General features: G+C 54.6%; 18 protein-coding genes. 1 reads left to right on the forward strand and 17 read right to left on the reverse strand.

Annotated features, from left to right (window positions below; all coding sequences use genetic code 11):
* The 14 genes from BT142_RS08125 to BT142_RS08190 form a co-directional block, all read right to left on the reverse strand.
* On the reverse strand, positions 1 to 483 hold the full coding sequence (locus BT142_RS08125) for a hypothetical protein (protein WP_072417707.1): 483 nt from the start codon (positions 481 to 483) through the stop codon (positions 1 to 3).
* Positions 480 to 1,175 (reverse strand): urease accessory protein UreH domain-containing protein, encoded by a 696-nt coding sequence (locus BT142_RS08130; protein WP_072417708.1) that lies wholly within the window; start codon positions 1,173 to 1,175, stop codon positions 480 to 482. Before BT142_RS08130 ends, BT142_RS08125 begins: the two co-directional genes overlap by 4 nt.
* Positions 1,176 to 1,179: 4 nt before the next feature.
* Positions 1,180 to 1,965, reverse strand: a complete 786-nt coding sequence (locus BT142_RS08135) for an acyl-CoA dehydratase activase (protein WP_072417709.1) — start codon at positions 1,963 to 1,965, stop codon at positions 1,180 to 1,182.
* An 11-nt stretch (positions 1,966 to 1,976) separates the two neighbouring features.
* Complete coding sequence (locus BT142_RS08140) at positions 1,977 to 3,287, reverse strand: 2-hydroxyacyl-CoA dehydratase subunit D (protein ID WP_072417710.1); 1,311 nt, start codon at positions 3,285 to 3,287, stop codon at positions 1,977 to 1,979.
* Position 3,288: 1 nt separating this feature from the next.
* Positions 3,289 to 4,467: a 4Fe-4S binding protein gene (locus tag BT142_RS08145; protein WP_072417711.1), complete on the reverse strand. Its 1,179-nt coding sequence runs from the start codon at positions 4,465 to 4,467 to the stop codon at positions 3,289 to 3,291.
* Positions 4,464 to 5,714 (reverse strand): 2-hydroxyacyl-CoA dehydratase subunit D, encoded by a 1,251-nt coding sequence (locus BT142_RS08150; RefSeq protein WP_072417712.1) that lies wholly within the window; start codon positions 5,712 to 5,714, stop codon positions 4,464 to 4,466. The genes BT142_RS08145 and BT142_RS08150 overlap by 4 nt, the downstream gene beginning before the upstream one ends.
* A 519-nt stretch (positions 5,715 to 6,233) precedes the next feature.
* Positions 6,234 to 8,291 carry a class I tRNA ligase family protein gene (locus BT142_RS08155; protein WP_072417713.1) on the reverse strand — a complete coding sequence of 686 codons (2,058 nt, stop codon included), beginning with the start codon at positions 8,289 to 8,291 and terminating at the stop codon, positions 6,234 to 6,236.
* Positions 8,292 to 8,743: 452 nt separating this feature from the next.
* On the reverse strand, positions 8,744 to 10,183 hold the full coding sequence (gene gltX, locus BT142_RS08160) for a glutamate--tRNA ligase (protein WP_072417714.1): 1,440 nt from the start codon (positions 10,181 to 10,183) through the stop codon (positions 8,744 to 8,746).
* Positions 10,184 to 10,585: 402 nt separating this feature from the next.
* Positions 10,586 to 11,770: a glycoside hydrolase family 5 protein gene (locus BT142_RS08165; RefSeq protein WP_072417715.1), complete on the reverse strand. Its 1,185-nt coding sequence runs from the start codon at positions 11,768 to 11,770 to the stop codon at positions 10,586 to 10,588.
* Between the two features lie 58 nt (positions 11,771 to 11,828).
* Positions 11,829 to 13,115, reverse strand: a complete 1,287-nt coding sequence (locus BT142_RS08170; RefSeq protein ID WP_072417716.1) for an AI-2E family transporter — start codon at positions 13,113 to 13,115, stop codon at positions 11,829 to 11,831.
* Positions 13,116 to 13,492: 377 nt separating this feature from the next.
* A complete protein-coding gene (gene ilvB / locus BT142_RS08175; protein WP_072417717.1) occupies positions 13,493 to 15,178 on the reverse strand; it encodes a biosynthetic-type acetolactate synthase large subunit in 1,686 nt (561 codons plus the stop codon).
* Between the two features lie 352 nt (positions 15,179 to 15,530).
* Positions 15,531 to 16,391: a YitT family protein gene (locus tag BT142_RS08180; RefSeq protein WP_072417718.1), complete on the reverse strand. Its 861-nt coding sequence runs from the start codon at positions 16,389 to 16,391 to the stop codon at positions 15,531 to 15,533.
* A gap of 362 nt (positions 16,392 to 16,753) precedes the next feature.
* Positions 16,754 to 18,286 (reverse strand): sensor domain-containing diguanylate cyclase, encoded by a 1,533-nt coding sequence (locus tag BT142_RS08185; RefSeq protein ID WP_072417719.1) that lies wholly within the window; start codon positions 18,284 to 18,286, stop codon positions 16,754 to 16,756.
* A gap of 246 nt (positions 18,287 to 18,532) precedes the next feature.
* On the reverse strand, positions 18,533 to 19,348 hold the full coding sequence (locus BT142_RS08190; RefSeq protein ID WP_072417720.1) for an amino acid ABC transporter substrate-binding protein: 816 nt from the start codon (positions 19,346 to 19,348) through the stop codon (positions 18,533 to 18,535).
* A gap of 212 nt (positions 19,349 to 19,560) precedes the next feature.
* Here BT142_RS08190 and BT142_RS08195 point away from each other — a divergent pair, with 212 nt between their 5' ends.
* Entirely contained in the window at positions 19,561 to 21,132 is a 1,572-nt protein-coding gene (locus BT142_RS08195) for a DUF2142 domain-containing protein (protein ID WP_072417721.1), read from the forward strand.
* Between the two features lie 185 nt (positions 21,133 to 21,317).
* Here BT142_RS08195 and BT142_RS08200 read toward each other — a convergent pair whose 3' ends face one another.
* From BT142_RS08200 to BT142_RS08210, 3 genes are all read right to left on the reverse strand, one after another.
* Positions 21,318 to 22,022 carry an ABC transporter ATP-binding protein gene (locus BT142_RS08200; RefSeq protein WP_072417722.1) on the reverse strand — a complete coding sequence of 235 codons (705 nt, stop codon included), beginning with the start codon at positions 22,020 to 22,022 and terminating at the stop codon, positions 21,318 to 21,320.
* Positions 22,023 to 22,043: 21 nt separating this feature from the next.
* On the reverse strand, positions 22,044 to 24,530 hold the full coding sequence (locus BT142_RS08205; RefSeq protein ID WP_072417723.1) for an ABC transporter permease: 2,487 nt from the start codon (positions 24,528 to 24,530) through the stop codon (positions 22,044 to 22,046).
* A gap of 168 nt (positions 24,531 to 24,698) precedes the next feature.
* Positions 24,699 to 26,378 carry a CotH kinase family protein gene (locus BT142_RS08210; protein ID WP_175444914.1) on the reverse strand — a complete coding sequence of 560 codons (1,680 nt, stop codon included), beginning with the start codon at positions 26,376 to 26,378 and terminating at the stop codon, positions 24,699 to 24,701.
* Between the last annotated feature and the right edge of the window lie 105 nt (positions 26,379 to 26,483).

Below are 26,483 nucleotides of genomic sequence, written 5' to 3' on the forward strand. Positions count from 1 at the left end.
TCATCCGTAGAAACTGTAGTACTCGCTCTCCGCCTGACTTGCTTTTCTTGCGCCGTTCATGCAGCGCGGATTCGCGAGGGAGCAGTTGCGGCGGCATCCGCTGCAGCGCAGATTTCGCAGGTAGTCGTCAAGGGTCGGGACGTCGGGTTCGGGGGCGGCTGTGACCGTTTCGGAGGGCTGTTCGTCCTCGTCGTCATCCTCGGACAAAGTCTCTTCCCCGCTCTCATCGGCGGCGGAAGGCGTCTCCGTAAAGCTGTTGTGTCTGCGCCTGCTGCGCGTTTCCGACTGTGTTTCATCCGCCGATGAACTCTCGTCGGGGACGGCGCTTTCCTCAGCCGAAGTCTCGGTCTGCTGTGAGACAGTCTCCTTCACAGTGACGATTTCCTCGCTGTCCTTCGTCGCCGTCAGCGCCCGTGCGCCGCCGTACACCGCACATATGGCAAAATACACGCTGAAAATGGCGGCTATCGTCTTTTTCCTCATATCAACATCAGCTCCTTGATAAGTCCGACCGCGAACAGCAGTATCAGCAGGATGTAGCATCCCAGCCTGAACCATGTGAGATACTGCGGTATCTCCTTTCGCATACGCTTTGCCAGCACGCCCGAGATGAGCAGCATGAACAGCACGGGTGACACGGTGCTCGCCAGCGCGAACACCGCGCCGAGCACCGCCGCGTAGCCGAGGGGCAGAGTCGCGGCATAGCCCGTCATGAGTATCAGCGGTGCGCAGGGGGAGATGCCGTAGCCCACGCCCATGCCTATCAGGGCGGCGCGGCTCGGACGTTTTTCCTCGTCGGGGACTTTGCCGCGGCCGCAGTGTTTGCAGCTGCACGAGCCGTGTCCGCGGCGTTCGCGTATCCAGCCTGCCAACAGGTAAATCCCCATCCCAAGCATCGCCCCATCGACGATGATGCCGACCCGTATCCCAGCCAGCAGACCGTCCTCGTCGATAAACCTGCTGCCTGCAAGGGATGCCGCACAGCAGAGCCCGATGACCGCAAGGAACTTCCCGATGAAGAAATCAAGGAACGCCCTGAAGGACTGCTTTATGTCCCTGACATGGGTCGTGAGATAGCCGTACAGCGCCGCGCTTATCCCCGAGCCGCAGCAGGTGCCGCAACCCATGCCCGTCGAAGCGGCTGCCGCGATGCTGCCGAACAGAGTTATGCCCATTGATTCACCCTCTCTCGCTTGCGATGAGCGCCGCGCCTATCGCACCGTTGAACTGCGGATACCGCGCCACATAAACGTCGCGCATCAGCTCCTCCTCGAACGCCTTGTGCAGTCCGATGTTCAGCGCACCGCCGCCCGTCATCAGTATGTCTCCACCCTTTTCGGCTTTCTTCATCATCTTTACGATGCGGCGTGCCATCGACTGATGCATCCCTGCCAGGATGTCGCGGCGGTCGTATTTCCTCGCCACCAGCGAGATGACCTCCGACTGTGCGAACACCACACAGGTGCTGTTGATGTCGCAGGGGTTTGACGCTTCCAGTGACAGGGGGCCGACATTGTCTATGGTGGTCTCAAGTATCTGTGCGATGACCTCCATGAACTTCCCCGTGCCTGCCGCGCATTTGTCGTTCATGCTGAAATTCTTCACGGCGCAGCGTTCGTCAAGGTAGATTATCTTCGAGTCCTGACCGCCGATGTCGATTATCATGCCCGGGCGGTACTCCTCGGGGGCGGTCAGCCGCACGCCGTAAGCATGGGCGGTTATCTCGGAGATGTCGTCGTCCGCCACCTCCAGCACCTTTCGGCTGTAGCCCGTCGCCATGATACAGCCCACCTCGGAAGGGGTGATGCCGTTTCGGCTGCAAAGCTCGGACGCGAGTTTTCTTGCAGTACCGTCGTTGTCGATGCCCGTATTGCGCACCTCGGTGTCGATGACCCTGCCCTTTCCGATAAGTGCGGCTTTCAGGTAGGTCGAGCCGCCGTCAAGTCCGATATTGTACTTTCCCATACTGTCACCTCTCAGAATCCCGTGCGCGGTGCCGTGCGCTTTTCGGGTGCCTGTCCGAGCTTTATCAGCTCGATGAATGCTTCTATGCGGATGCGGAGCTGTTCCACATCCTCTTCGTTGTAGTCGCTCTCAAGACGTATCACGGGGATGCCGAGCCTGCCGAGTTCTTCCTCGATGAGCCTGTACTCGAAATCGTAAACGAGACAGCCGCGGAGAACGTGGTAGATGACACCCTGTATCTGATTATCCGCGATGAGCTGTTTCAGGCGGTATATCCGCTGTGAATTGTCCGCGAATGTCGGGCAGGGGCAGGGTCTCAGCGAGCGGTTCGCCAGCGACCTCATCATGCCGTCGAAGCTCTCGTCGGTGATGACGGGCGGATCGTACATACCGCGCTCGCCCATGCAGGTCTCATCCCCCGCGACTATGCCGCCCATCTCCTCGATAAGGAGCGGTATCTTCATGTTCGGGAACACGATGGGCGAGCCTGTCAGCAGTATCCGAGGAAGTTTTCTGCCCGTGACGGTCTTTTTGCTCTCGGCGCGTTTTCTCAGGTCGCTGTTGACCCTGTGGAGAGCCTCGCTCCACTTATCCGCGGTCATGTACGCCGCCGCGTTCATTATGGTCATGGCGTGAGTGCCGCGTATCAGGCAGGGGAGCTGTTTTTTCAGGCGTATGAACTCCGAGAGCTCGTACTGTGCGCGTCCGACCCTGCGGAAGCCCTCAGCCAGCGAGCTGTAGGTCACCCTATTGCCCGTCACGTCTTCGAGCCGCGCCGTCAGGTCGTACAGCTGTTCGGTGAAGCGGTCTATCTCGTCGTCGCCGCGCTCGGCAGGGATGTGCATGGTCACGACCTCGCATCGGTCGCCCAGCATACCCGCTATCTTCTTTTTGCAGTCGCAGGTTATGGGGACGACCATCATCGAGCAGTCCTCATAGACGGGCATCAGCCCTGTCTGTCGGAAGCCTGCCACCGCCTTGACGAGAGGGCAGGCGTCACGGGGAGCGATGTCGTCCCCCACCGAAAACGCCGTGTAGTTGCCGCTGCACAGCTTGACGGGAACGGCTCCTGCCGCGTAGACCAGCTCCTGCGGCACCATGACACAGTAAGTGCCGATGGTCTTCTGACCCTGCGGAACATCGGCGCCCTTCATGTCCACGTACACCCGTCCGAGGGTGTCGATAAACGTGTCGAAGCCGTCGGGCGCTCCCGAAAGCTCACGTATGCGGCGCAGATATTTCGCGGCAGTCTGAGTCTCCTTGCTGACGAAACGCCTGTCCTGACGCGCTTTGCGCTCCTGTTCTCTTGCTGTGGTCAACATATTACCGCCTCACTTTTTCCGCGGGCTCACAGCCCGACATCAGCTTTTTCCTCGACGACGAGTAAATCTTCGCCCCTGCGAAGGTCAGCGACAGCGCGTTGTCCTCGGGGCAGCAGCGGACGCATTCGCCGCACATTATGCAGTTCGCATCAGTGACGTCCGCCTTGCCGCGCTCGGTGTATATCTGCTTTATCCCCATGGGGCAGGCTTCGTAGCAGGCGCCGCATTCGGTGCAGGCGGTGCAGTCCTTCTTCACGCGGAACAGCGAGACTTTGTGGAACAGCCCCACCATATACCCTACGGGACAGACGCTGCAAAAGAGTCTCCGCTTGAAAAAGCTGCCTATCAGCACGAATATCATCAGAAATCCGCTGACGTAAAGGCTCGTGCTGATGCCTGCAAGTATCGGCGAAACGCTGACCATCGGGCAGAAGTTGCAGAAGTTGCCCCCTGCAAAGCAGAGCCCTGCGAACACCAGCACCAGCGTCCATTTTATCGGGGTGAGTGCCGCATACAGCTTTTCGTTCGCGGCGATACCCTCGGTCTTTGTCCTGCGGCGGAGCCTGTCCATCACGTCCTGTATCAGCCCCATCGGGCAGATAAATCCGCAGACCGCCCTGCCGAGCAGTATCACCGAAGCTGCCGTACTGCCGACGAACAGCAGTATCTTCTTTATCGGCAGCTGAAAGAGTTCGTTCAGGTGGGAGAGGTAGTAGCAGCTCGAAGCCGTCATCTCCTCACTGTTCCAGGGGCAGGAGAGGAGCGGCAGGCTAAGGCTCGACATCTTCAGCCCGAAGATCAGGCCGCCCCATATCAGCACCACCGCCGAGACGACCATGACCGTCCGGCGGACTATCATGAACAGAGCAGGCTTCTGCTTCGGGGCTCTGCCCGACTGCTTTGAGGTGTGTGCGTCGGCAAAGCGCGAGTACCGTCTGTCCGACTTCACCATCTGCTTTCTGAGCTTTACCACCAGCACTATCCCCACCGCCGAGAGCGCCGCGATGATGAAGAGCGGCACCAACGTCCTCAGATATTCAGCCGAGAACAGCTTCTCGAAGCTGACATCATAGTCGTTCACATCGAACTCGTAAAAGGGCAGCATCCACGAAAAATATGCAAGTGCCGCGAGCCCGCCGCAGACGAGAATGGTGACGATCAACTTTCTGCGTGACTTCATAGCGCCTTCTTCACCTCCCGATAACGGTTCTGCCCGAGCATTTCGGAGAATGCCTCAAGCCTGATGCGAAGCTGCTCAACGTCCTGATACTGATAGTCGGTCTCAAGCCTGAACACGGGTATCTCCTGCTCCGAGAACAGCTTTTCAAACCGCTCCAGCTCGAAGTCGTACTCTATCTGACCTTTCAGCACATGGTACACGACCCCTTCGATGCCGCCGCGGCTCACCAGCCACGACACGTATTGAAAGAGCGCGTCGTTCCTCACGAACGCCGACGATGCGTCATATCTCTGCCACACCGACGCTATCCCGCGGATGATGCTGTCGCGGCTGCCGCGGAGAAGGGCGCGGTCGTAGGAGATGTACGCTTTCAGCGCCGCCGAGTCCGCCGTTTCGGCTGCCGAGAGCCCCGTCTCGCGGATAAGGAAGGGTATCTTGTAATTCGGGAAGACGACGGGGGAGCCCATCAGCAGTACCCTCGGGGTCTGCCGACCCTTTACCGCCGTCCGTTTCGCCAGCTGTTCCACCCTCGCGGAGAGCTGTTCAAGTCGGAACGTCCATTCGTCGATGTCGTCGGTCAGGTAGTAACTGCCGCTGACCAGCATCCTCGCAGACTCGGTGATGATGTCGGGAAGTCCCCCCGACACGCCGAGAAACCTGCGAAGCGCCGCCCTCGCCCTCGAAACGCGCCTGACCGCCGATACCACCGACCACCCCGTGACGCGCACCCCCGTGCGCTCTGCGACCGCCGCAGTCATCGCCCGAAGCTGCCTGTAAAGCTCCTCTTCCGCGAAACTGCCGCTCCTGTCGGGCGGTATGTCCACAAGGCAGATGTCTCTGCCCTCGCTTTTCAGCTCGTATGCGGTCTTTCGCATACTGTCGCTCGTCAGCGGTATGATGAACAGCGACTGCGAAATGTCGGCGCCGTTCGGCTGATGCACGAAACCGAGTATCGAACGGCTGACGGGGTCGGTGTCTCTCGGCACAAGGTCGTCCGACCATGCCGTCGAAGCCTGACTTCCGCCTGCGAGCCAGTAGGGTCCCGCCCCTGCCGCATATATCAGCTCCTCTGGGATGCCCGTCCCCAGCACGACTACCTCGGGACAGACCCTCCCGTCCGCACAGGCTCGGCTGTACGCCGTGTCAAGAAAAAACCTCAGCTCCGTGAGCCGCTCGTTCTCCTGCCATATCTTGTTTATGGTGTCATAGCTCTCGCTGATGTAGGTGTTTTCGCTCTTTCCTGCCATATCATCACTCGTCCTTTTCAGTGGGTCCCCTGCCTATGATCAAAGTATACCTCACATCTTTGAGGGGATAATGGAGCAAGCGTGGAATGTCGGACCCGATTTGTGGAATAACCGTCGCCCAATGTGACCAAACAGTGAAAAGCCCTCCCTGCGTGTGGCAGAGAAGGCTTTAATTCCCCGGGGGAAAACCTTTCTGAAGAAAGGTTCTTCCCCCGGACCCCCTTTCCAAAGACTTTTAATATGTCGTCTGATGGATGCGGCTTGAAAGATAGACTATCACCGTTTCAAGAGTGAAGGTCTATCTGTAGAGGGTCACGTATTTGCAAAAACAAAAGGCGGGAGCAAGCCCCCGCCTACAGTTCTATCCTATTCAGTTGTTATCTCATGAAGCGGTGATAGCCTGTCTTTCCGACCACGACTAACAACCGACATATTAAAAGTTTTAGGAAGGGGGTTTGGGGGAGAACCCTTTTTCAAAAGGGTTTCCCCCAATTCAACGCTCTCGTCCCCAAGAAAAGCTCACTCCGACTGAGCGAACTGGCTTTCGTGGCGTGCGAAGAAGTCGGTTCTGGGGGGGAGGAATTTCAGCTTGTGGCCGTTTTCGACGAAGTAGGTGAGCGGTTCAAAGATGGTATCCCAGGACCAGATGCGTTCATCGACCTGCAAGTAGTCGCGGAGTTTTTCGGTGCCGAAGGGTGCCATCGGGTGAAGCAGGACGCCTGCGGTCTTCACGATATGGAAGAGGTTTGCGAGAGCCTGCGAGATCTCCTCATCGGAGAGGTCATCGGGCTTTGCGAGAGCCTTTGCCATGTACTTGCTGCCGTTTCTGATATAGCTGTCGAGTACGTAAGTACACTGATGGAACGCGAACCTTGCCATCTGGCGCTCGTAGTCGAGGACTGCCTTTTTAGCATCGGCGAGTATTTTTTCCTCGGGAGCGCAGTCGGGCAGGACGCCGTCGAAGCGTTTCTGCAAGGTGTAGAACGCAGTGCGGATCATGCGGTTGTATACGTTCGTGAGCAGTGCGTTCTTGGTCACGGGGTCGGTGAATTTCGGGTCGTTTATCGGCTGACCCTCTGCCTTGAGTGCGGCTTCTTCTTCGAGGAGCGGCTTGTTGAAGGGCTTCGGGAAGAAGGAAACGCTCTGCTGACCGAGACCGAACTCCAGCCAGTGCATCCTGAGCTGTTCGGGGGTGTAGTAATCAAGTAGGTCGTCAGCCATCGGCGGCTTGACCGAGCCCGAGCTGGAAGCCTTCTTGTTCAGGAAGAGGATGTGGTGGTTCGCGACGATGACGGGCATCTGGAGCTCGCCCTCGGCGGGGTCGGCGGTCTTTTCGGCGCTTTCCTGCTGAGCCATCCACATAGCAGGCTCTGCGATACCGTAGAAGTAGATATTATCCTGACCGATGAACTGGTAAACGGTAGCATCCTTGCTGCACCAGTAGTCCTTCCATTCTGCGCGGTCTCTGCCCTGCTGTTCGAGGTAGGTCTGAGTGAAGGAGATAGGCGCCCACAGGGATTCGGGCCATACCCATACGGTCAGACCCTCAACGCCGTCCATAACAGGTGCAGGCACGCCCCACTCGATATTGCCCGTAAGTCTGAACGGAACGAGGGTCTTGCCCGTGCGGTAGCGGATGCCGTTCTCGGCGAGCACATGGCAGGCGGCATCGCAGTCTGCGAGCTCGTTGAACAGGATGGTGAACGAAGGCTTTTTCTTCTCTTCGAGGTATTCATGTGCGGGGAGCTGATCCTTTATTGCGAGGTATTTTTCCTCGAAATCGCGCTTGATGTAGATCATCGGCTGTTTGAGGAACTCGTCGATGGTCTTCCACACAACGGGACGGATATCCTTGCGTTTTTTGAGGGTCTCGACCCAGTCCTTCATGAGTTTCTCGTAAGCGCCGAGCTTGAAGTACCAGTTGGTAACGGGCTTCATGGTAGGTCTTTCGCCCGTCAGGGTGCTGATGGGGTCGATGAGCATTTCGGGCATATACTGATGGCCGAGGTCGCACTCATCGGCGTAGCCCTTTTCGGAGCAGCAGCCTTCAACGGGGCATTTGCCGACGACCTGTCTGCCGTTGAGGAACACGCCTGCCTTCTCATCGAAGAACTGCATAGTGGAGATCTGTTCCAGCTGTCCCTTTTTGTGCAGTGAGGAGATGAACTTATCGGTGACTTCGGCGTGTATCTCCTTCGAGCGGCCGAGACCCGAAGCCGCGAAGAGGTTCGGCTCGATACCGTAAGCGTCGAGGGTCTCCTTCTGCTTATTGTGGTTTCTGCGGACGAAATCCTCAAGTGTGCCCTCAAACTCGCCCTTTTCCACCTTGACTCTCCAGCCCTCTGCGATAGGCGAACCGTAGCAGTCGGTACCGCTGACGAAAATAACGTTCTCCTTGCCTATCCTGTCGCGCAGGAATCTTGCGTAAGTATCGGCGAAAACGAGCATACCGCCTACGTGTCCGAAGTGGAGTTCCTTATTGCCGTAGGGCATACCGCCCGTTACGACTGCCCTTTTCGGGAATGTCGGGCGAGGTATCTCGAACGGCTTATTATTCTTTTCTTTTTTATCTGACATGATGGTTTTTTCCTTTCGGTGTTTTTGTGTCAACTTACATTATAGCACATTCTGTCTCGGATTTCAATAGATATTGTATGAAAATCGTCTTTTCGGGGCTTTTTGGGGGTTTCGGGGGATGTTTTTTTATTCGGCTTGCGCCGAATCTGGGGGTTTCACTCGAATCGCTTCGCTCTCTCGCGAAAATAAAATCGGCAAATCTTTTGTTCTTTAAAGAAAGGCGCGGACTTCTCAGTCTGCGCCTTTTGCGTCGTTTAGTTGGGGATTTGCCGATTTTATGGTTGGTGGGGGGATGTTGGTTCGCTTACTTTTCGGAGCGACCTCTCGGGGCGGGGACTCTGTCCCCGAGCCCCTGCTGGGGGACCCTTTGAAAAGGGTCACCCCAGACCCCTCCTAAACTTTTTTAGACTCTGGCGAGCACGCTTCTTTTGTGCGATTTTTGGGGGTGTTTTTTACAGTTCGCTTATTGCCTGCTTGATGCGCTCTATCGACTCGGTCTTTCCGAGAACGGTCATCAGCTCTGTTGCGCCGCCGGGAGTTACCGCTTTTCTGCCTACGGCTACTCTTACCGCCCACATAACAGCTCCGACTTTCTTCTCCTTCGATGCGGCAAACTCCTTCAGCTCCGCAAACAGCGTGTCATTGTCCCACTGTCCGATGCCTTCAAGTACGGGCAGCGCGTCAACAAGCACTTCCTTGCATATCTCGGGAGTCGTCTTGTTCTTCTTGTTGGTGTACAGGTCGCCCTCCATCGGCAGACGCGATACCACAAAATCCGACATCTCACGTATCTCCGCAAATGTCGCGATACGGCTGTGCAGAAGCTCCGCCAGCTTCTTCTTGTCAACGCTCTCGGCGCATATCTCGTCAAGTATCGGCAGTGCCTTCTTCTCGTACTCCTCGTCGGGGAGCTTCTTGATGTACTCGGAGTTGAACCATTTCAGCTTCTCGTAGTCGAATACCGCGGGCGACTTGCTCAGACCTTCCATCGAGAAGGACTTTTTCAGCTCGTCCATCGTGAAGAATTCCTCGTTCGAGTCCTTCGGGCACCAGCCGAGAAGTGCGATGTAGTTCACGATAGCCTCGGGCAGGTAGCCGTTATCCACAAGATCCTGGAAGCTTACCGCGCCGTGGCGCTTGGACAGCTTGGAAACGTTGCCCTCGGCGTCCTTGCCCATCAGCAGGGGCAGGTGAACGTAGTGCGGTCTCTCCCAGCCGAAAGCGTCGTAAAGCAGGCAGTATTTCGGGGTGGAAGTAAGGTATTCGTTACCGCGGACAACGTGAGTAACGCCCATCAGGTAGTCGTCGATGACGTGGCAGAAGTTATAGGTCGGGTAGCCGTCCGCCTTGATAAGTATCTGATCTCTCAGCTCGGAGTTATCCATCGTCACCTCGCCGTAGACCTCATCCACGTAGGAAGTAGTACCTTCGGAAGGCATTTTCTGGCGGATAACGTAAGGCTTGCCCTCAGCGAGGTTCTTCTCGACCTCTTCCTTGGAGAGGGAGCGGCAGTGACCGTCGTAGCCGCCGATACCCTTATCATCCTTGAGGGATTCAAGGCGTTCGGGGGTACAGAAGCAGTAGTAAGCGTGGCCGCTCGCGATGAGTTTTTCGGCGTATTCCTTATAGATAGGAAGGCGTTCGCTCTGGATATAGGGGCCGTGTTCGCCGCCGACAACGGGGCCTTCATCGTAGTCGATGCCTGTCATTTCGAGGGTTTTGAGAATAACATCGGTAGCACCCTCAACGAGGCGCACCTGATCGGTATCCTCGATACGGAGGATAAATTTACCGCCCTGAGATTTTGAGAGCAGGTAAGAATAGAGAGCTGTTCTAAGATTACCGATATGCATAAAGCCCGTCGGCGACGGTGCAAATCTTGTAGTTATCATTGGTATTACTCCTTTAGAATTTAATGCAAAAGTGAGACCCTCGCAAACGTCCCGTAAACGCCAGGGTCTAAAAAAGTTTAGGAGGGAGGGAGACCCCCGCCTTAGCTTCGCACGGCTACAAAGGGTCCCCCAGCAGGGGCTCGGGGACAGCGTCCCCGCCCACGAGAGGTCGCTCTGCCCCGTAAGCGCACAAACGTCCCCCACCAACCATAAAATCGGCAAATCCCAGCAAACCGTCAATAAAGGCTCGAAATGAAAAAATCATCACAAACCATCAAGAACAATAGATTTGCCGATTTTATTTTGGCGAGAGAGCGCAGCGATTCGAGCCAAAGACCCAGAGCGCGCCAGCGCTCAGATCCCCCTCAAACACAAACACAAAACAAAAACGACTGTCGAAAATCACTTATAAGGACTTGTAAGAGCATCGACCAGCTCGGGAAACTTCCACTCGGGCATCGGCTCTCTGTCCATCAGACCGAAATTCTCGCCGTTGCCGACAAAGGCATTGTTGTCCCACCAAACCATCGGAACGCCATGCTCCTTAGCCTGCTGAACATAGTACTTCGCGCAGGCAACTCTGTCGTCGAGGTTGTCCTTGTTGACCGTGCCGAACTCGCCCACGATAACGGGGATGTTCTTCGAGAGGAACAGGTCGTCAAGCGTGTAGAAGAAGTTGTCGATGTCGTTCTGACCCGAGGCTTCGTCCCACTTGTCCGTGCCCTTCGTGTCGAGCGCCAGCGAATACGGCAGATAAGCGTGAACGGATACGATCACCTTGTCGTCGCCCTCGGGCAGCCATACGTCCTGCAACGCAACTCTCGACGAGGACGCCGCATAACCCGTCAGCATCAGATGACGCTTCGCATTGTTGCCGCCGCTCTCACGAACCGTATTGTAGAACGCCTGCGCATACTCCGCAACGATGGCACGGCTGTCCGCGTTGCCGCCGTTCCACTCCATAGCAGTGCCTCTCATTCTCGGCTCGTTCAGACCCTCGAAGATGAGGTGCTCGTCATAGCCCTTGAACTCCTCGGCGATCTGCTTCCACAGCGCCGTCAGCTGCTCAAGATCCTGTTCCTTGTCCTCGGCAGTCGGGAAATACCACTCCTCGTGATGGGTGTTCAGGATGACGAACAGCCCGTTGTTGATGCCGTAATCCACGATCTCGTGAACTCTCGCCATCCACTCGGGGTCAACGTTGTAATTCTCGTCCATGTGCATACCCCACGAAACAGGTACTCTGAATACGTTGAAGCCCGAATCTTTCAGCAGCGCACACATCGGCTCGGATGTTTTGTTCGGCTGCCACGATACCTCCGCCGCAACTGTCGAATTGCCCGTGGCATCCATTGTGTTGCCGAGATTCCAGCCGATGGTCATTTCTTTTACAAGCTCTGTCGAGGGAATGTCACGTATCTCCATCTCAACAGGCTCCTTTTTCTCCTCTGCCTGCGAGGACTCCGACGCGGCATCGCTGCCCGATCCGCCGTTCGCAGAACTGCTGTCTTTTCCGCCGCAGGAAGTCATTACGCCCATGCCAAGCGTGACCGCCAGCATCGCCGCAAGAAGTCTCTTTAATTTCATAAATAACCGCCTTTCAAATTGGTGCATATACGTGTGGTTTTCTTGGGGGAGCTCCCCGTCAGGTGTCCGTAGCGCCTTTGTGTTCTTCTTTTACGAGGTAGTCGAATATCTCAAAGGTCTCGTCCTCGTCGTCGGGTCTGGCGACGACGCCGAGCCAGTCGGGGGCGTTGGTCAGATCGGTGCGGAGGTGTTCGCGTGAGATGCGTTCAGCCTCTTTGCGTGCGTTGCGGGTGTTGACCTCGTCCTTAACGAGGCAGTAGAGCACCGAGCAGACGGGCACAGCGACGAACATTCCGAAGATACCGCCCACGTCGCCGCCGACGGTGATAGCGAACAGCACCCACATACTGGGCAGTCCGACGGAGCTTCCGACGACTCTCGGGTAGATGAGGTTGTTCTCGACCTGCTGTAGGATTATCAGGAAAACGAGGAATATGAGAGCCTGTTTTGCGGAAGTGATGAGTATCAGAAACGCTCCGAGACCCATTCCGATGAACGCGCCGACTATCGGGATGAACGCGGTCAGAGCGACGAGCGCACCGATAGTGCCTGCGTAGGGCAGGCGAAGTACCGTCATGCCGATGAAGCACAGGGAGCCCAGTATGCAGGCTTCAAGACCCTGTCCCGAAATGAAGTTCGAGAAAGTCTCCTTTGACAGGTTCCCGACGTGTGCGAGCCTTGCCGACAGTTTTTCGGGAAGGTACGCTGTAGTGATGCGGTAGAGCTGATTTTTCAGCTGTTCCTTCTGTGCCAGCACGTAAATCGAGAACACGAGACCTATCACGAAATTCGTGATACCCTTCATCGTGCCCGAAGCCACCGACATCACGTTTCCGAGTGTATCGGTCACTATCGAGGAATTCCCGATCTTGTCCATAACGGTCTTTGTGACCTTAGACTGCGTGATATCGGCTTTTTTGAGCCATTCGTTTATCTCGGGGTTGTCGTTGAGCAGTTTGAACACCTTATCGGTGAAATTCGGGAACTGGTCGTAGAGTGCCAGCACCGTTTCCTTGACCGAAGGTATCACCAGTGCCAGCACCGCCGACACCAGCCCGATGCACAGGACGTAAGTTGCAAGGAGCGACACGGGGCGTGAGATCTTCGTGCTCACCTTCCATCGGGGAGTCGTATCCTTTTTATAAAAGACCTTCCCCTCGATGATCCTCATGGGAACGTTCAGTATCATCGCGATGACCGTTCCGATAACGAATGCTGAAAGTATCTCCGCACCGAGTGAGAGCCAGTGCTCGATGGTCTTGTACTGGGTCAGTCCCCAGTAGAGTACCACTCCGATTATCACTATCGCTAAGGTCTCCCAAAAATTTCTGTGTTTCTTTTTCATTTTTGTTTTCCTTGTTTTTTGTGGTTTTTGGTTTTTTGGGGGGGGTTGTTTTTTTGGAGTTTTTTGTTTTGCCTTCGGCAAAATTGGGGGTTTCACTCGAATCGCTTCGCTCTCTCGCGAAAATAAAATCGGCAAATCTGATTGTTCTTGATTTATGGTGATGGCTTTTCATTTTGCGCCTTTTGGGACGTTTTGTTGGGGATTTGCCGATTTTATGTTTTGGTTTTTGTCGGTTCGGGTCGTTTTGTTGCGCCTTCGGCGCAATCGAGAGTTTCACTCTCGTGCTCTTGATCGGGGACTTCTCGCCCCCGAACCCCCCGCCAGCGCGAGCCGGCGCTGGACCCGCCTGTTCTCTGGCGTGTACGCTTCGTTTGCTATTAATCCAATGCCATTGTCATTATCGGCTTCAGTACGTCGCCGCCTGCGGGTACCATCGGCAGTACGTTTACATCCTTATCTATTACACACTCCACAAGACACGGTCTGCCGCATTCAAGCGCTTTCTTCAGTCCTGCTTCTATCTCGTCCTTCTTCGTGATGCGGACACCCTCGATACCGAACGCTTCCGCCAGCTTCATATAATCCGTGCCTCTGTCAAGCGTCGTCTGCGAGAATCTCTTATCATAGAACAGTCTCTGCCACTGACGCACCATTCCCAGTACGTTATTCGTGAACACCAGCTCGATAACGGGCAGCTGATGCTTCGCAAGCGTCGAAAGCTCATTACAGTTCATGAAGAAACTGCCGTCGCCTGCGATATTTACTACCGTCTTGTCGGGATTGCCGACCTTCGCACCGATGGACGCGCCCAGACCGTAGCCCATAGTACCCAGACCGCCGCTCGAAGCGAAAGTCCTCGGCTCGGTGAAGTCATAGAACTGCGCCGCCCACATCTGATGCTGACCTACCTCGGTCGTGATGATCGCCTTCGCGTCGGTGAGACGGTTCAGGGTCTCGATGACCTCGTTCGGGAGAACCTCATCGGGGTCGTGGATAGGCTGCATGGTGAGGGGATATTTCTTCTTCCACTCGGCGATCTGTGCGATCCACTCGGGGTGTCTCGTCTGGGGGATGAGCTCGTTGAGTCTGGTGAGCACGTACTTGAGGTCGCCGTTTACGTAGCAGTCGGGAACGACGTTCTTGCCGATCTCGGCAGGGTCGATCTCAACGTGGATGATCTTGGTATGCTTACCGAAAGTCTTGGTATTGAGCGCCACTCTGTCCGAGAATCTCGAACCGAGAACGATCATGAGGTCGCAGTCGCGGAGTGCGCGGGAAGCGGTCTTGGTGCCGTGCATACCGAGCATACCGACGTAGCGCTCATCCTTATTATAGAATGCCGACTGTCCCATCAGCGAGAGGGCGATAGGGGCGTCGATGCGGTTGACGAGTTCGCCGAGTGCGCCCTCAGCGTCGCAGGAAACGACGCCGCCGCCAGCGTAGATGAACGGTCTTTCGCTCGCCTTGATGAGTTCGGCGGCGCGGTCGATCTGTTCGTTTATATCGTCGGGGTTATGGTTTACGATCTCGACGGGGGTCTTTCTGACGTACTCGGTAACAGCCGCGGTAACGTCCTTCGGGATGTCGATAAGCACGGGGCCTTTTCTGCCCTCATTCGCGATACGGAAAGCGTCGCGGACGGTGTCAGCAAGGTCGTTGACATCCTTGACGATGAAGTTATGCTTGGTGATAGGCATGGTGATGCCGCAGATATCGACTTCCTGGAAGGAGTCGAGACCCAGCGAGGAAGTGCCCACGTTGCCTGTGATAGCCACAACGGGGATAGAATCCATATTCGCGGTAGCAAGACCTGTCACGAGGTTGGTCGCACCAGGGCCCGAGGTCGCGATGACTACGCCTGTTTTGCCTGTAGTACGGGCAAATCCGTCTGCCGCGTGGCTTGCCGCCTGTTCGTGAGCGGTGATGATGTGGGTTATCCTGTCGGAATACTTGTAGAGTGCGTCATAGATATTGAGCACCGCTCCGCCTGGGTAACCGAACACCGTATCCGCTCCCTGTTCAAGGAGACATTCGAGTAATATTTCAGAACCGTTTAACTGCATTATTGATCCCTCCGAAAAATATGCATATACTGCACTGTCGTAGTACAGCGCTGCCAAAGTATACACATCTATTATACTACATCCAACACGCTTTGTCAATGGTCGTGCATCGGAATTTGCAGGAGTGACTGCGGGGACTCTTTTGGAAAACCTTTTTGAAAAAGGGGTATCCCCTTGTCAAAAAGACGTTCATGAGCGCAAAAAAACGGCGGGAGCAAGCCCCCGCCCTACAGATAGACATTTTCTCATGAAATGGTGAGAGTCTGTCTTCCGCGCCACAACTAACGAACGACATATTAAAAGCCTTTGGAAGGGGGGTTCCCCCAGGGAATCCCGCAGTCAGCACAGCTGTTTAGTAGTCCTTCGGGTGGTCGAAGTTTCCAGAGACTTTCTGGGTCATCACTTCGTTGATGAATGCGTCGGGGTCGGCTTCCTTTACGGCTTTCAGCACCATCTTCGACTGGGACGCCGACACCACCGAATACACCACGTTCCGCTCACAATGCTCATACGAGCCTTCGCCTTCGAGTATCGTCGCGCCGTGACCGCTCGTAACGTCGATCGCGCTGCACACCTCGTTCGGCTTCTCCGTCACGATAAAAAACGTGCTCTGCCGATACTTCTTGTACAGAACGTGCAGAACCGATGTCGTCACGAACTGGAAGATGATCGAATACAGCGCCTTCTCCCAGCCGAAAAGGAACCCTGCCGCAGTCAGCACCAGCGCGTTGAACGCCAGGATGATATTGAACGAGTCGATGCCGCGCTTCTCCGAGAGGAATATCGAAATGAAATCAGTTCCTCCCGACGTCGCGCCGTTGTTCAGGCATATCGCGATAGCCGCACCGTCTATCATTCCGCCGAATACCGAGATAAGCAGTATGTCCTCGGTCACAGTGCAGGCAGGGATGAGGTCGGTGAAAATGCCGCTCTCGACTATCAGCAGGCATGAGTATAACGTGAACCGCCTGCCCAGATACCTGAAACCGATGTACACAGGCACGACGTTTAGCGCTGTGTTCACGATGCTGTACGGCAGCTCTGTCCCCGTCATGTTCTTCACCAGTCGTATCACCAACAGCGAAAGACTCGCGACTCCGCCCGGATAAAGCCCGCCCGTCGCAACGAACGTCTTGTAGTTCAGCGCCATGATGAGCGCCGATATCGTCACCGCAACAGCCGTCATGTAAGGTCTCGTTTTCCTGTTTTCCATAATATCACGACCCTCCGCCGCAGCCCCAAAAGCTGCACCGATTATTTATGGAACCAATTATATCACAAACATAACTACCTGTCAATACCGCACGCTACCACAGCATTCTGCTCACATATCACTCCGCTAAAGCCGCGGCCGAGGGGGGGGAATAACCAGTGGAAACCCACCTTCCGATACACAAACAAAAAAGGTGGGAGCAATCTCCCACCCTAAAAAAATACAAATCTTATCTCTTGAAATGGTGACAGTCTATCTTCCCAACCACATCTAACGAACGACATATTAAAAGTTTTAGGAAGGGGGTTTGGGGGAGAACCCTTTTTTCAAAAGGGTTTCCCCCAAGAATACCCGCACTCACTTCACCGAGAAATGCTTTTCAGTTCTTTGTGGCGTTCTTTGAAGGAGCGTTTTGAGTCGTACATTGCCTTGTCTGCGCGGAGGAGGGCTTGTTCTATGTCGGGCTCGTCGGGGAGCCAGTCGGACATACCTGCCGCGATGGAGTAGCGTTCCCAGGGCATCCTGTCGGTGTGGGAGTATGATTCATCGCAGGCGTCGCGGAGTTTTTGCAGCAGTTTCTCGCGGTCGCTGAAATCAGCGTTTCGGAGCACTGCGACGAACTCATCGCCGCCGATACGGAACACGGGTGAGTACCTGAATATCTCGCATATCAGACCGCAGCAGCCGCAGAGGTACTTATCGCCTGCGTCGTGTCCGAACGTATCGTTAACATTTTTCAGCACATTGACGTCGAGCATGACCACAGCCGTCGGCGTGTGGGAAGTCTTGTGTTTTTCCGCGAGTTCGGCGGTCAGGCGGTTGAATGCGGACTTGCTGCCCACGCCCGTGAGGGCGTCCTTGAAGGCTAATTTGCTTATCTCGCCTATCCTGCTGTCCTTTTCCGAGATAGCGTTTTCCGCCTCGGACAGGTCATCCGACAGCTGTTTTGCTATCTGAGTGTTCTTGTTCGAGCGGATGATGATAACGAGCTGTACCGCAAGTATCGTGAGTGCCGCGGCGAAGATAAATATCAGCGGTCTTTTCAGCCGTCGGAGCGAAGAAGTCGCGTCGATGACCGACACGCAGAACCAGTCGTTTGCAACAGTTGTGGTATAAACGATATAATCCGCGCCCTCATATCTGAGGAAGAAGTAGTTCTCATCGGTGGAGCGCAGTTCGTCTATCAGCGCGTTGCCGAACGAGCCCGGCTCGGTAAAGTAGCACTTGCCGATCTCCGACTTATCGGAGTGAGCGAGCACCTTATACTCGCGGTTGAGGACTATCTCGGCGTAGGATTTTCCGTGAGCGGTAAGATCCTCGGCTATTTTTTGCAGCTGATCCATCGAGAAGTCCATAGCGATAACGCTCTTAACGTCGCAGAGCGTTTTTGAAAGCGTGATGATATTCCGGTGCGTCCTGCTGTCAACATAAGGCCCCACCACCGACACTCTGCCGATGTTCGCCTTCGCCTCAACGTACCACGGGCGTTCCAGCGGAGCGTAATCCGTTTCGGGCACCCATCCCGTACCGTCGAGGTAGCCGTTGTTGATACACCCGTAGAATCCGGGGCTGTTCCCCGAAGTGATATTTGAAACAGCTATGGACTGATTTTCCAGATACGCAAGTATCTCCTCCTGCGAGTTCCCGTTGCGTATCATATTATCGAGGGTATAGCCTGTCATCCTCAGCACATCCACGCCCGAGGACAGGTATTTGTCTATCTGTTCCGCAGAAGTTTCGGCGTTCAGCTCGCCTATCTTCGTGATATGCTCTCTTGTTTCCGCGTAGAGCATGGAATAATACACGATTATGCCGACCACAAAGAACATTACTATCAGCGTGGTGAAGATCATGCTCTGAACGGCGAAATATCCGCTTAGTTTTCGTTTCTTCATCTGTGTCAAGTCTTTCCGTTATTTGTTGTGTGGGTTTTTGGGTGTGTGGTGGGGTGCGGGGGGCGAAATCGCTGACGCGATTTTTGGGGTTGTGCGCTTACGGGTTAGAGCGACCTCTCGGGGGCGGGGACTCTGTCCCCGAGCCCCTGCGGGGGGGGACCCTTTGAAAAGGGTCTCCCCCAGACCCCCTCCTAAACTTTTTTAGCCTCTGGCGAACACGGGACTGTTGTGCGTTTTGGGATGATGTTATTTTACTATCGTTATGTCGCTTCCGAACCACTTGGCGGAAATGTTCTTTAACGTACCGTCTGCTCTCATCTCACTGATCGTTTCCTGTACTTTCTCACATAACGCTTTGTCATTCTTCCTGAATCCTACGGCAAATACTTCATCCCCGAGACTCTCGGGCAATACAAAAAACCTGTCGTCACTCATGGATATATAATAGTATGCATTCACCGAATCAATGAACGTTACATCAAGCTCTCCCTGCCTTAAACCCTGCATCAGCCCGATATTGTCATCATATGTCAAAACTTCGTTTTCAGTGCTCAGCTCCGAACCCTCAAGTACTTCCTGCGTCGTCGAACCCGATTGTACACCTATTTTTTTGCCCTTGATGTCCTGCTTGCTCCTGATGTCGCTCCCGCTCGCTACTACCAGTACCAGCTCGTTCCTCAGATACGGCTTCGAGATGCACATCGCTTCTTCCCTCTCGGGCGATACCGACATCCCGTTCCAGATGCAGTCTATCCTTCCGCTGTTCAGCTCTTCCTCTTTCGCATCCCAGTCGATGGGCTGCTTGACTAAGGTGATGCCCAGCCTGTCACAGACCTCCTGCGCTACGTCTATATCGAACCCGACTATCTCGCCGTTCTCATCGGTGTAGCCCATAGGCGGATAGTTCACGTCAAGCCCCAGTACCAGCTGTTTCGCACTGAGTACCTTCTGAAGCGACTTATCCTCTTCAGAACCGCCGCTTCCCCCACAGCCTGCAAGAGCCATCATCAGCACAGCTGCGGCAGTTACTGTTATAAGTCTTTTCAGCCATGTTTTTATCATATGTTTCTGCCCTGCCTTTTTACGAACATATTACGTCATTATGATTATACAACATTTTAACGGAAAAGTCAACGCCGCCTGTACCTCCCCCGCCGCGGAAACGTCGGAGCCTGCGTATTTTTTTCGTTCAAAAATAGTTCCTTGACTTTCTCTGCGGTGTGTGGTAGAATAGTAATCGGTTTTGTAAACACAACTTTTTTAGGAGGTACACGATGAGTTTTAAATTATCGGAATGGTCCGATCTGTCAAAAAGATCACGGGTGATATTCTACACCGTATCTTTCGCACTGCTTGCGGCTTCGCTGCTGTTCAAGCTGGGCAGACACGGCTTTTCCTCACTGACGGGCGGAACGGCTGCTTTCCATACGGCTGCCGTGCTGATATGTATAGCCGCGGCGGCGGCGGCACTGCCGTTTCTGCACAAGCTCTCTGCCGAGAAGAATTTTCTTATCATATGGACGCTTCTGAGTATGCTGTTCATGTTCTCGGGAACGCTTTTCAAAGCCGCCGATGAGAACGGACATTTTTACCGCAGCTTCGAGATCTCGAAGGGCTACGCGGTATCGGAAGTTCAGGAGAGCAGCGGACAGGGCGGACGCGAGCTCCCCCTCGACGTCGATCTCAAACTCCTGCGCGACAGCTGGGGCTCATTCTCCGAGAACAAGGACATGACCCTCACCGAGGACGAGCCCTTCATCATCTTCACGAACCTTTCCCTCTACTGCCCCGTTTCCTACCTGCCCCAGTCGGCGGGCATACTGATAGCACGCCTGTTCACCAAGAACATCGCGGTCATCGCATACGCAGGCAGGATAGCAAACTGGCTCGCGATAACCATCATGACATACTTCGCGATAAAGGTGATGCCCGTCAAGAAAGAACTGATGCTCATCTTCGCGTTGCTGCCGATGAACATCTACGAAGCTACCTCGATGGCACCCGACGGACTGGTCGTGGCACTCTCCATGCTGATGTTCGCATACGTGCTCTACCTGCGGTTTGAACAGACCGACACCCTCTCGGTAAGACAGTACATCCTGCTGTACCTGATGGCCTGGTCGATAAGCCTTTTGAAGATAGTGTATCTGCCCATATGCATGATATACTTCCTCATCCCCGCCGAACGCTTCGGCAGCACCCGAAACAAGATCATCCACGCCGTAGTGATGGCACTGCTGGCAGTCGGCAGCAACCTCATATGGCTCATGATATGCAAGCGCTTCCTGACTATCCCCGGCACCGATTCGTCCGAACAGCTCAGATACGTCCTGCATGACCCCCTTAACTACGTTAAGGTAATGATAAGAACTGCCCTTCACGGCGCTCCGAGATGGATGCTCATGATGATAGGCGGCTACCTCGGCGCTCTTAATATCGAGACCAGCAAACTGCTGGCTCTGGTCTATATGCTCCTGCTCGTCACAGCGTTCATCGACTTCCCGAAGGCTTCGGCTTTCATTAAGGCGAAAAAGAACGGCACCCCCCGCGAAAAAACCATCCGGTCGGAAAACGTCATCTTCGGTCTTATCGTATTCTCGATACTTATGCTTATTGCCGCAAGTATCTATATCGAATGGAACGCCCCTCACAGCGACGTGATAGTCGGCGTTCAGGGACGCTATTTCATAGCCCTCCTCCTCCCCCTCTACTTCGCATTCCATAACGCTACCCGCGCCTACAACGATACCGACCCCTGCCCCGAGACCCGCACCGCCCTCAGCGAGTACATCATCCTTCTCGTAAACGCCTGCGCAGGCCTCGATGTCCTCTTCGCTTGTCTCTGAGCTCTTTACGTGGGAGTGTGCAGCCGGGGGGAGAGACCTTTCTGAAGAAAGGCTCTCTCCGCTTCAAGAGTGACCATCTGATAAATTCCGCAAAGGATGCGTCACGCTCTCATGAACGTCTTTTTGGCAAGGGGTAAGCTATACAGCAGAAAAACCGCAAGCGAACGGCGCCTGCGGTTTTTTTGTTATATTGGTTCGGGCTGGGAGGTCACGGGTTCTATGGACCTGATCTGACCGTCCACGAGTCTCACGAGTTTGGTGCCGTACTTGGCGGCGGGTTCGGAGTGGGTCACCTGAACTATTGTTTTGTTGTACTTTTGGTTTATCTCTCTGAAAAGCTGCATGATGCCCGTTCCTGTTTTGGTATCGAGGTTTCCGATAGGCTCATCGAGGAACAGTATCTTGGGGTCGAAGACGAGGGAGCGGGCTATCGCGACTCTCTGCTGCTGACCGCCCGAGAGTTCGCGGGGAGTCAGTTTCCGCTTATCCTCCATACCGATTATTTTGAGGCATTCGTCGAGCTTATCGCTGTAATCCGAGCGTTTTTTGCCTGCTATCATCAGCGGCAGGGAGATATTATCCTCAACGCTGAGGTTCGGCACCAGATTATAGAACTGGAACACGAAGCCGACCTCTTCGTTCCTCATACGGCAGAGTTCCTTATCTTTCAGCGTGCTGAGGTCGGTGCCGTTTATCTTCACCGAGCCCGAAGTCGGCATATCGAGGCCGCCGAGGAGGTACAGCAGAGTAGATTTTCCGCCGCCAGAGGGTCCCATTATCGAAACGAAGTCCCCCTCTTCCACCGTGAGATTTATATCTTTCAGAACGTGTGCTTCTTCCTTGCCGTTCCGAAACTTTCTGTTTACATCAGTAACTTCTATAACACTCATTTTTATCTCTTCCTCCTGTTCTTATTCGTACTTGAGCTCTTCCACGACTTTCAGTCTGCCGATGTTCTTCATCGAGCCTGCCGAAGCGAGGAATATTACGAACGCCACTACCGCAAGGTATATCGGGAAAGACTTCCAGCTGAACGCTATGTCAAATGCCATGCCCGAAGCGGTGAGCATTTTCTGTGCGAGCCTGCACAGCAGTATCGTGTAGGGTATGGACGTTACCGCGCTCCAGATAACGCCCGTGATGCTCTCGGTGAGTATCAGTCTGCGTCTCTGTGAGATGTTCATTCCCACGGATGCCATGACCGCGAACTCCTTCCTGCGCTGTGCAAAGCAGATGGAGATGTTGTTGAATATACCGATGGAAGCGATGACCAGTGCAAGGTAGGTGAATATCTTCATGATGTCGATTATCATCTTGTTGCTTGCGATGTTGTTATCGACCATTTCCTGCTTTGTGATGTAGGTCGCGCCGAGGTCGCTTATCGCCTCTTTCAGCTCCTTCTCGACCTTGTCCGCGTCAGCGCCGTCCTTGCGGAAGAAGGTCAGCATGGAAGATTCCTTCTGGCGGAAAATGTCTCTTATCTTGTCCTCGTGCATGAGTATCAGGATGCCGCCGTTGAGCTGACCGCCGTCGAATTCGCCGATTATCTCAAAGCTGTCCTTGATGCCGCCCACATCCAGATCAATAGTGTCGCCGACCTTCTTGTTTATCTTTTTGAGGGCGGCTGTGGATACCATTATCACCTTGTCATCCGAGTCAGTGTACTTTTTGTACTGAGCGTCGGTCTTGCCCTCGCGGAGTTTCAGGTATTCGCCCCACTCCGCGAACCTGTCGGGATCGGCAGCCATCACGAGGATGCTGTATTCATCCACCGCCGAGTAAGCGTATGTGTGGGTGCATATCCTGTCGCCGTCGATACCGTCGATGGCGGAGATCTTCTCAACCAGCTTCTCGGTGGTCGTAACGTCGGTGTTGCTGGGGATAGCATTCGTCACCTGATAGTCGTAATTGAGCTTCGTGTAAGCGTCGATGATAAAATCGGTCATGCTGTCGCCGATGGAAGCTATGAGCATTACCGACGACATGGTGAGTACCAGCAGGGTGATGTTGCCCCTGAGCAGCTTGGAAGTCTTGATAGCGTTCAGCGCGAGGAAGGCCGTGGTGTTCCCTCTGAAAAGGCCTGCTATCTTTCCTGCCGCCGCCTTGATGAACTTTCTCGACATCATCAGCATTCCCACGATGGCACCTGCGAGGAACACGCCGCCCAGCTGATCCACTGTCTCGTTGTTTATCACGGCGCCCGCAATCGAAACGACCAGCAGAAGCACGCCGATGATGAAGCGTACAGCGCCCTTCTTGTGCTGTGTCTCCATACGGTTGAGGATGACGTCCTTGGTCACGAGCTTGCGGATGCTGCGGATGGGTATCCATGCGGAGATCACCGACAGCAGGCAGGCGAATACAACGCCGATGGCTATATGAGTGCCGTTCACACGGAGCGGCATATAGATGCCGTAGTCCTTGAGGGGCGAGATCATTCTGGTCAGCAGTTCAAGACCGCCGAGGCCTGCTCCGACGCCGAACGCCGAACCGAAGATGCCGTAAAGCAGCGCCTCTATCGTGAGTATCTGCTCTATCTTCTTCTTGGTGGCGCCCTGGCTCATGAAGGTGCCGATGACCGTCATTCTCTCGGTGATTATCAGCTTGAACGCGCCGTAGATGATGATAACGCACACAACGCACACGATGGAGAGCATCACGTACAGACCAAGCGAGATGGATTCCGAGCCGTCCTTGCTGTCGTTCACCAGCTGAGCGGCGGCGACCTTGTCATTCTCGTCGTTGAAGTCGTCCACGAGCTTCTTTATGTTCTCGTAGCTCTTGTCCTCGGTATCGAACCTTGCGGTCAGCTGATTGTACCTGCCCTCCGCTCCGAGGAGCTGATTCAGGTACTCGTAGGGGACTGCCACGCTGAAGCTCTTCTTCGTGTCAGCGTAGAACATACCGTTGTTGGCGGCTATGCCCTTTATCTCGAAGTCGGTCTTTTCGCCGTTGATGGCTATCGTGAGCTTGTCGCCCATTTTCATTCCGCGCTCTTTGGCGATGCGGTCGGAGATGACGCATATCTTTTCGTTCACGTCCTCGATGCCGCCCTCGACCATGTCCTTGTCATAGCCCTTTCTGCCGCTCATTTTGACGTAGATTATCTCGTCCTCTTTCATAACGCCCGTAACGGCGATGCTGCCTTCAATATGCGAGACATCACCCTTGACAAGGCTCTCGTCGATGAACGGGTCGTCGGTGACGGAGGTTATCGCGATGTCCTGACCCTCCGCCGCTATCCTTGCAGGCTGTGTAAAGCTGTCAAGCAGTACATCGACCAGACCGAGACTCATTATCAGCAGCGACGTACAGCACATGATCGAGAAAATCAGCAGGAACAGCCTGCCTTTTTTCTCAAGCATATTCTTTGAAATGTACTTTAAGAATACTCCCAAAACAATTTCGCTCCCTTCTTTTTTTCTGTATTCAGATTATAGCACATGAATTCTTAAATAATCTTTAAGTTTTGTTTCGGGGCGAAAAAAGCCGTTCTGCGGGCATGATACCTGCAAAACGGCTTCGGTCTTTGCGAATACTTTTCCTGTCAATGTATATAATGTACGTCAGCTTTCGGTGCTGTCTTTGTCCTCTTTGCTTTCGGTGCTGTCGGCACTGTCGGTGCGGTCTTTCTTCCGTCCGAAGCCCTTGCCGCCGCGCATACCCATGTTCATCTGACCCAGCTTTTTCATGTCGAGGGAAGATGCGTCCACCAGCGAATCGGAGTTCTTCTGCTCCTCGGTCGTCGAGGGGATGCTGCCGTCCAGCTGACCCAGCACGCTCTGCGCCCTCAGCTGTCCGAACAGTTTCAGCGCGTCGATGCCCTCACAGTAAGCGTCGTACCCGTCGAAGGATGTCGTGTCCGACTCCACGTAACTGCCGATGAGACTGTTCAGCTGGTCAAGCTTCGCCGAGAACAGCCCCGACTGTATATACTCCTCGGCTATCTGACGGAGATACTCATGGTACTTTTCGCGGTACTCCTCTTTCTCCAGCAGCTTGCCGATTATCGGTCTGTCCTCTGCGGAAACGCCGTTGAACACCGTATCCACCGCGTAGTTTATCACGCTGTCGGCAGACTCGCCCTGATATGTACCGAAGGAGAGATTGTAGTCCCAGGGCAGCATCGAGAGCACGCCGTCAGACTCGGTCAGCACGTAGTTATGACCCATCATCGAGAAATAGCTGTCGAGGTTCACGAGGAACACGTTGCAGGCGGTGTAGCGCAGCACCTCGTCAACGTTGATGCAGCTTTCAAGGTCTTTGCCCTCGCTGATGGCTTTCAGGGACGCGATGAGGCGCTCGTGTTCTTCTTCGGTGGTCTTGGTGAGGTCGTTGTCGAAGATGTTTGAGTAGCTGTCTGCGCTGTCGTCGGTGTAGACAAGGCTGACGCCGTCGCGTCCGCCGTTCATCATGAAGTTTTTGCCGTCGCCGAAGCCCCCGGGCATCTCGGGACGTTCGCCGTCCTCACCCGTCTGCCCGAACTTCTTCTTCATCTCCTCGGGGTCGAAGCCGTCGGGCAGCTGCATATTTTCGGGGTCGAAGCCGTCGGGCATATCCCCGAGATCGGGCTTGCCGCCGCCCTTTCCGAAGCCGCCCATGTCCATCGACTCGGGCTTGTAGGCGGTCACGCCGCTGTCGGTGCCGTAATTTCGCTCGATGAAGCTGTCGTCCGTGTCCTCGATGGCGATGAAAAAGCCGTAGTACTCGCCGTTGACCGTTATCTTTGCGAAGGTACACAGCGAAGCGGGCACGTCCATGAACCTGAACAGGTCGTAGGACAGGTACTCTTTAAGATAGGTGCTGTCGGAGTACAGGTTGTTCAGCACCAGCTTGTCGAGACCGAAGCAGGTCTGACCGTCCTCGTACTTGCCGAAGTTTATTTTCAGGCTGTACCGCTGACTGTCGTCGGGCAGCTGATTCAGCGAGGTGTTGCCCTTGGTCTTGATGCCGACGTTTTCGAGGGTGGTGCCGTTCACGGTTATATTGCCGCTTATCCACGGCTTTGAAGCGGCGTTCTCCATAAGGTACGACCAGTCGTCGGCAGTCGTCTCGATACTGATGTCAAGCACCTCGCCGCCGAAGAGTTTTTCCGCATAGCCCGCGCTCTCTTCCGTTCCGTTCTTTTCCGAAAGGGTCACGACTTCGGAGCTGCTGCCCTTCTTTTCCGATGTTTCCGAGGCACTGCAAGCCGAAAAGCTGAGCACCAGTACCAGCGCAGTTATAAATGCTGCCGCTCTTTTCATTGTTTTTTCCTCCTCATACATACACTGTCGGAGCCGCCCTCCGATAACAACAGTATAACCCCCTATGCTTAATCAACGCTGAAAAACACCGCCCGAATTCTGAAA

Source organism: Ruminococcus sp. YE71 (genome assembly GCF_900119155.1).
GTDB lineage: Bacteria > Bacillota > Clostridia > Oscillospirales > Ruminococcaceae > YE71.

Coding starts and splice junctions, on each gene's coding strand:
- BT142_RS08125 (WP_072417707.1), bottom strand. CDS start 483: ATGAGGAAAAAGACGATAGCCGCCATTTTCAGCGTGTATTTTGCCATA.
- BT142_RS08130 (WP_072417708.1), bottom strand. CDS start 1,175: ATGGGCATAACTCTGTTCGGCAGCATCGCGGCAGCCGCTTCGACGGGC.
- BT142_RS08135 (WP_072417709.1), bottom strand. CDS start 1,965: ATGGGAAAGTACAATATCGGACTTGACGGCGGCTCGACCTACCTGAAA.
- BT142_RS08140 (WP_072417710.1), bottom strand. CDS start 3,287: ATGTTGACCACAGCAAGAGAACAGGAGCGCAAAGCGCGTCAGGACAGG.
- BT142_RS08145 (WP_072417711.1), bottom strand. CDS start 4,467: ATGAAGTCACGCAGAAAGTTGATCGTCACCATTCTCGTCTGCGGCGGG.
- BT142_RS08150 (WP_072417712.1), bottom strand. CDS start 5,714: ATGGCAGGAAAGAGCGAAAACACCTACATCAGCGAGAGCTATGACACC.
- BT142_RS08155 (WP_072417713.1), bottom strand. CDS start 8,291: ATGTCAGATAAAAAAGAAAAGAATAATAAGCCGTTCGAGATACCTCGC.
- gltX (WP_072417714.1), bottom strand. CDS start 10,183: ATGATAACTACAAGATTTGCACCGTCGCCGACGGGCTTTATGCATATC.
- BT142_RS08165 (WP_072417715.1), bottom strand. CDS start 11,770: ATGAAATTAAAGAGACTTCTTGCGGCGATGCTGGCGGTCACGCTTGGC.
- BT142_RS08170 (WP_072417716.1), bottom strand. CDS start 13,115: ATGAAAAAGAAACACAGAAATTTTTGGGAGACCTTAGCGATAGTGATA.
- ilvB (WP_072417717.1), bottom strand. CDS start 15,178: ATGCAGTTAAACGGTTCTGAAATATTACTCGAATGTCTCCTTGAACAG.
- BT142_RS08180 (WP_072417718.1), bottom strand. CDS start 16,391: ATGGAAAACAGGAAAACGAGACCTTACATGACGGCTGTTGCGGTGACG.
- BT142_RS08185 (WP_072417719.1), bottom strand. CDS start 18,286: ATGAAGAAACGAAAACTAAGCGGATATTTCGCCGTTCAGAGCATGATC.
- BT142_RS08190 (WP_072417720.1), bottom strand. CDS start 19,348: ATGATAAAAACATGGCTGAAAAGACTTATAACAGTAACTGCCGCAGCT.
- BT142_RS08195 (WP_072417721.1), top strand. CDS start 19,561: ATGAGTTTTAAATTATCGGAATGGTCCGATCTGTCAAAAAGATCACGG.
- BT142_RS08200 (WP_072417722.1), bottom strand. CDS start 22,022: ATGAGTGTTATAGAAGTTACTGATGTAAACAGAAAGTTTCGGAACGGC.
- BT142_RS08210 (WP_175444914.1), bottom strand. CDS start 26,378: ATGAAAAGAGCGGCAGCATTTATAACTGCGCTGGTACTGGTGCTCAGC.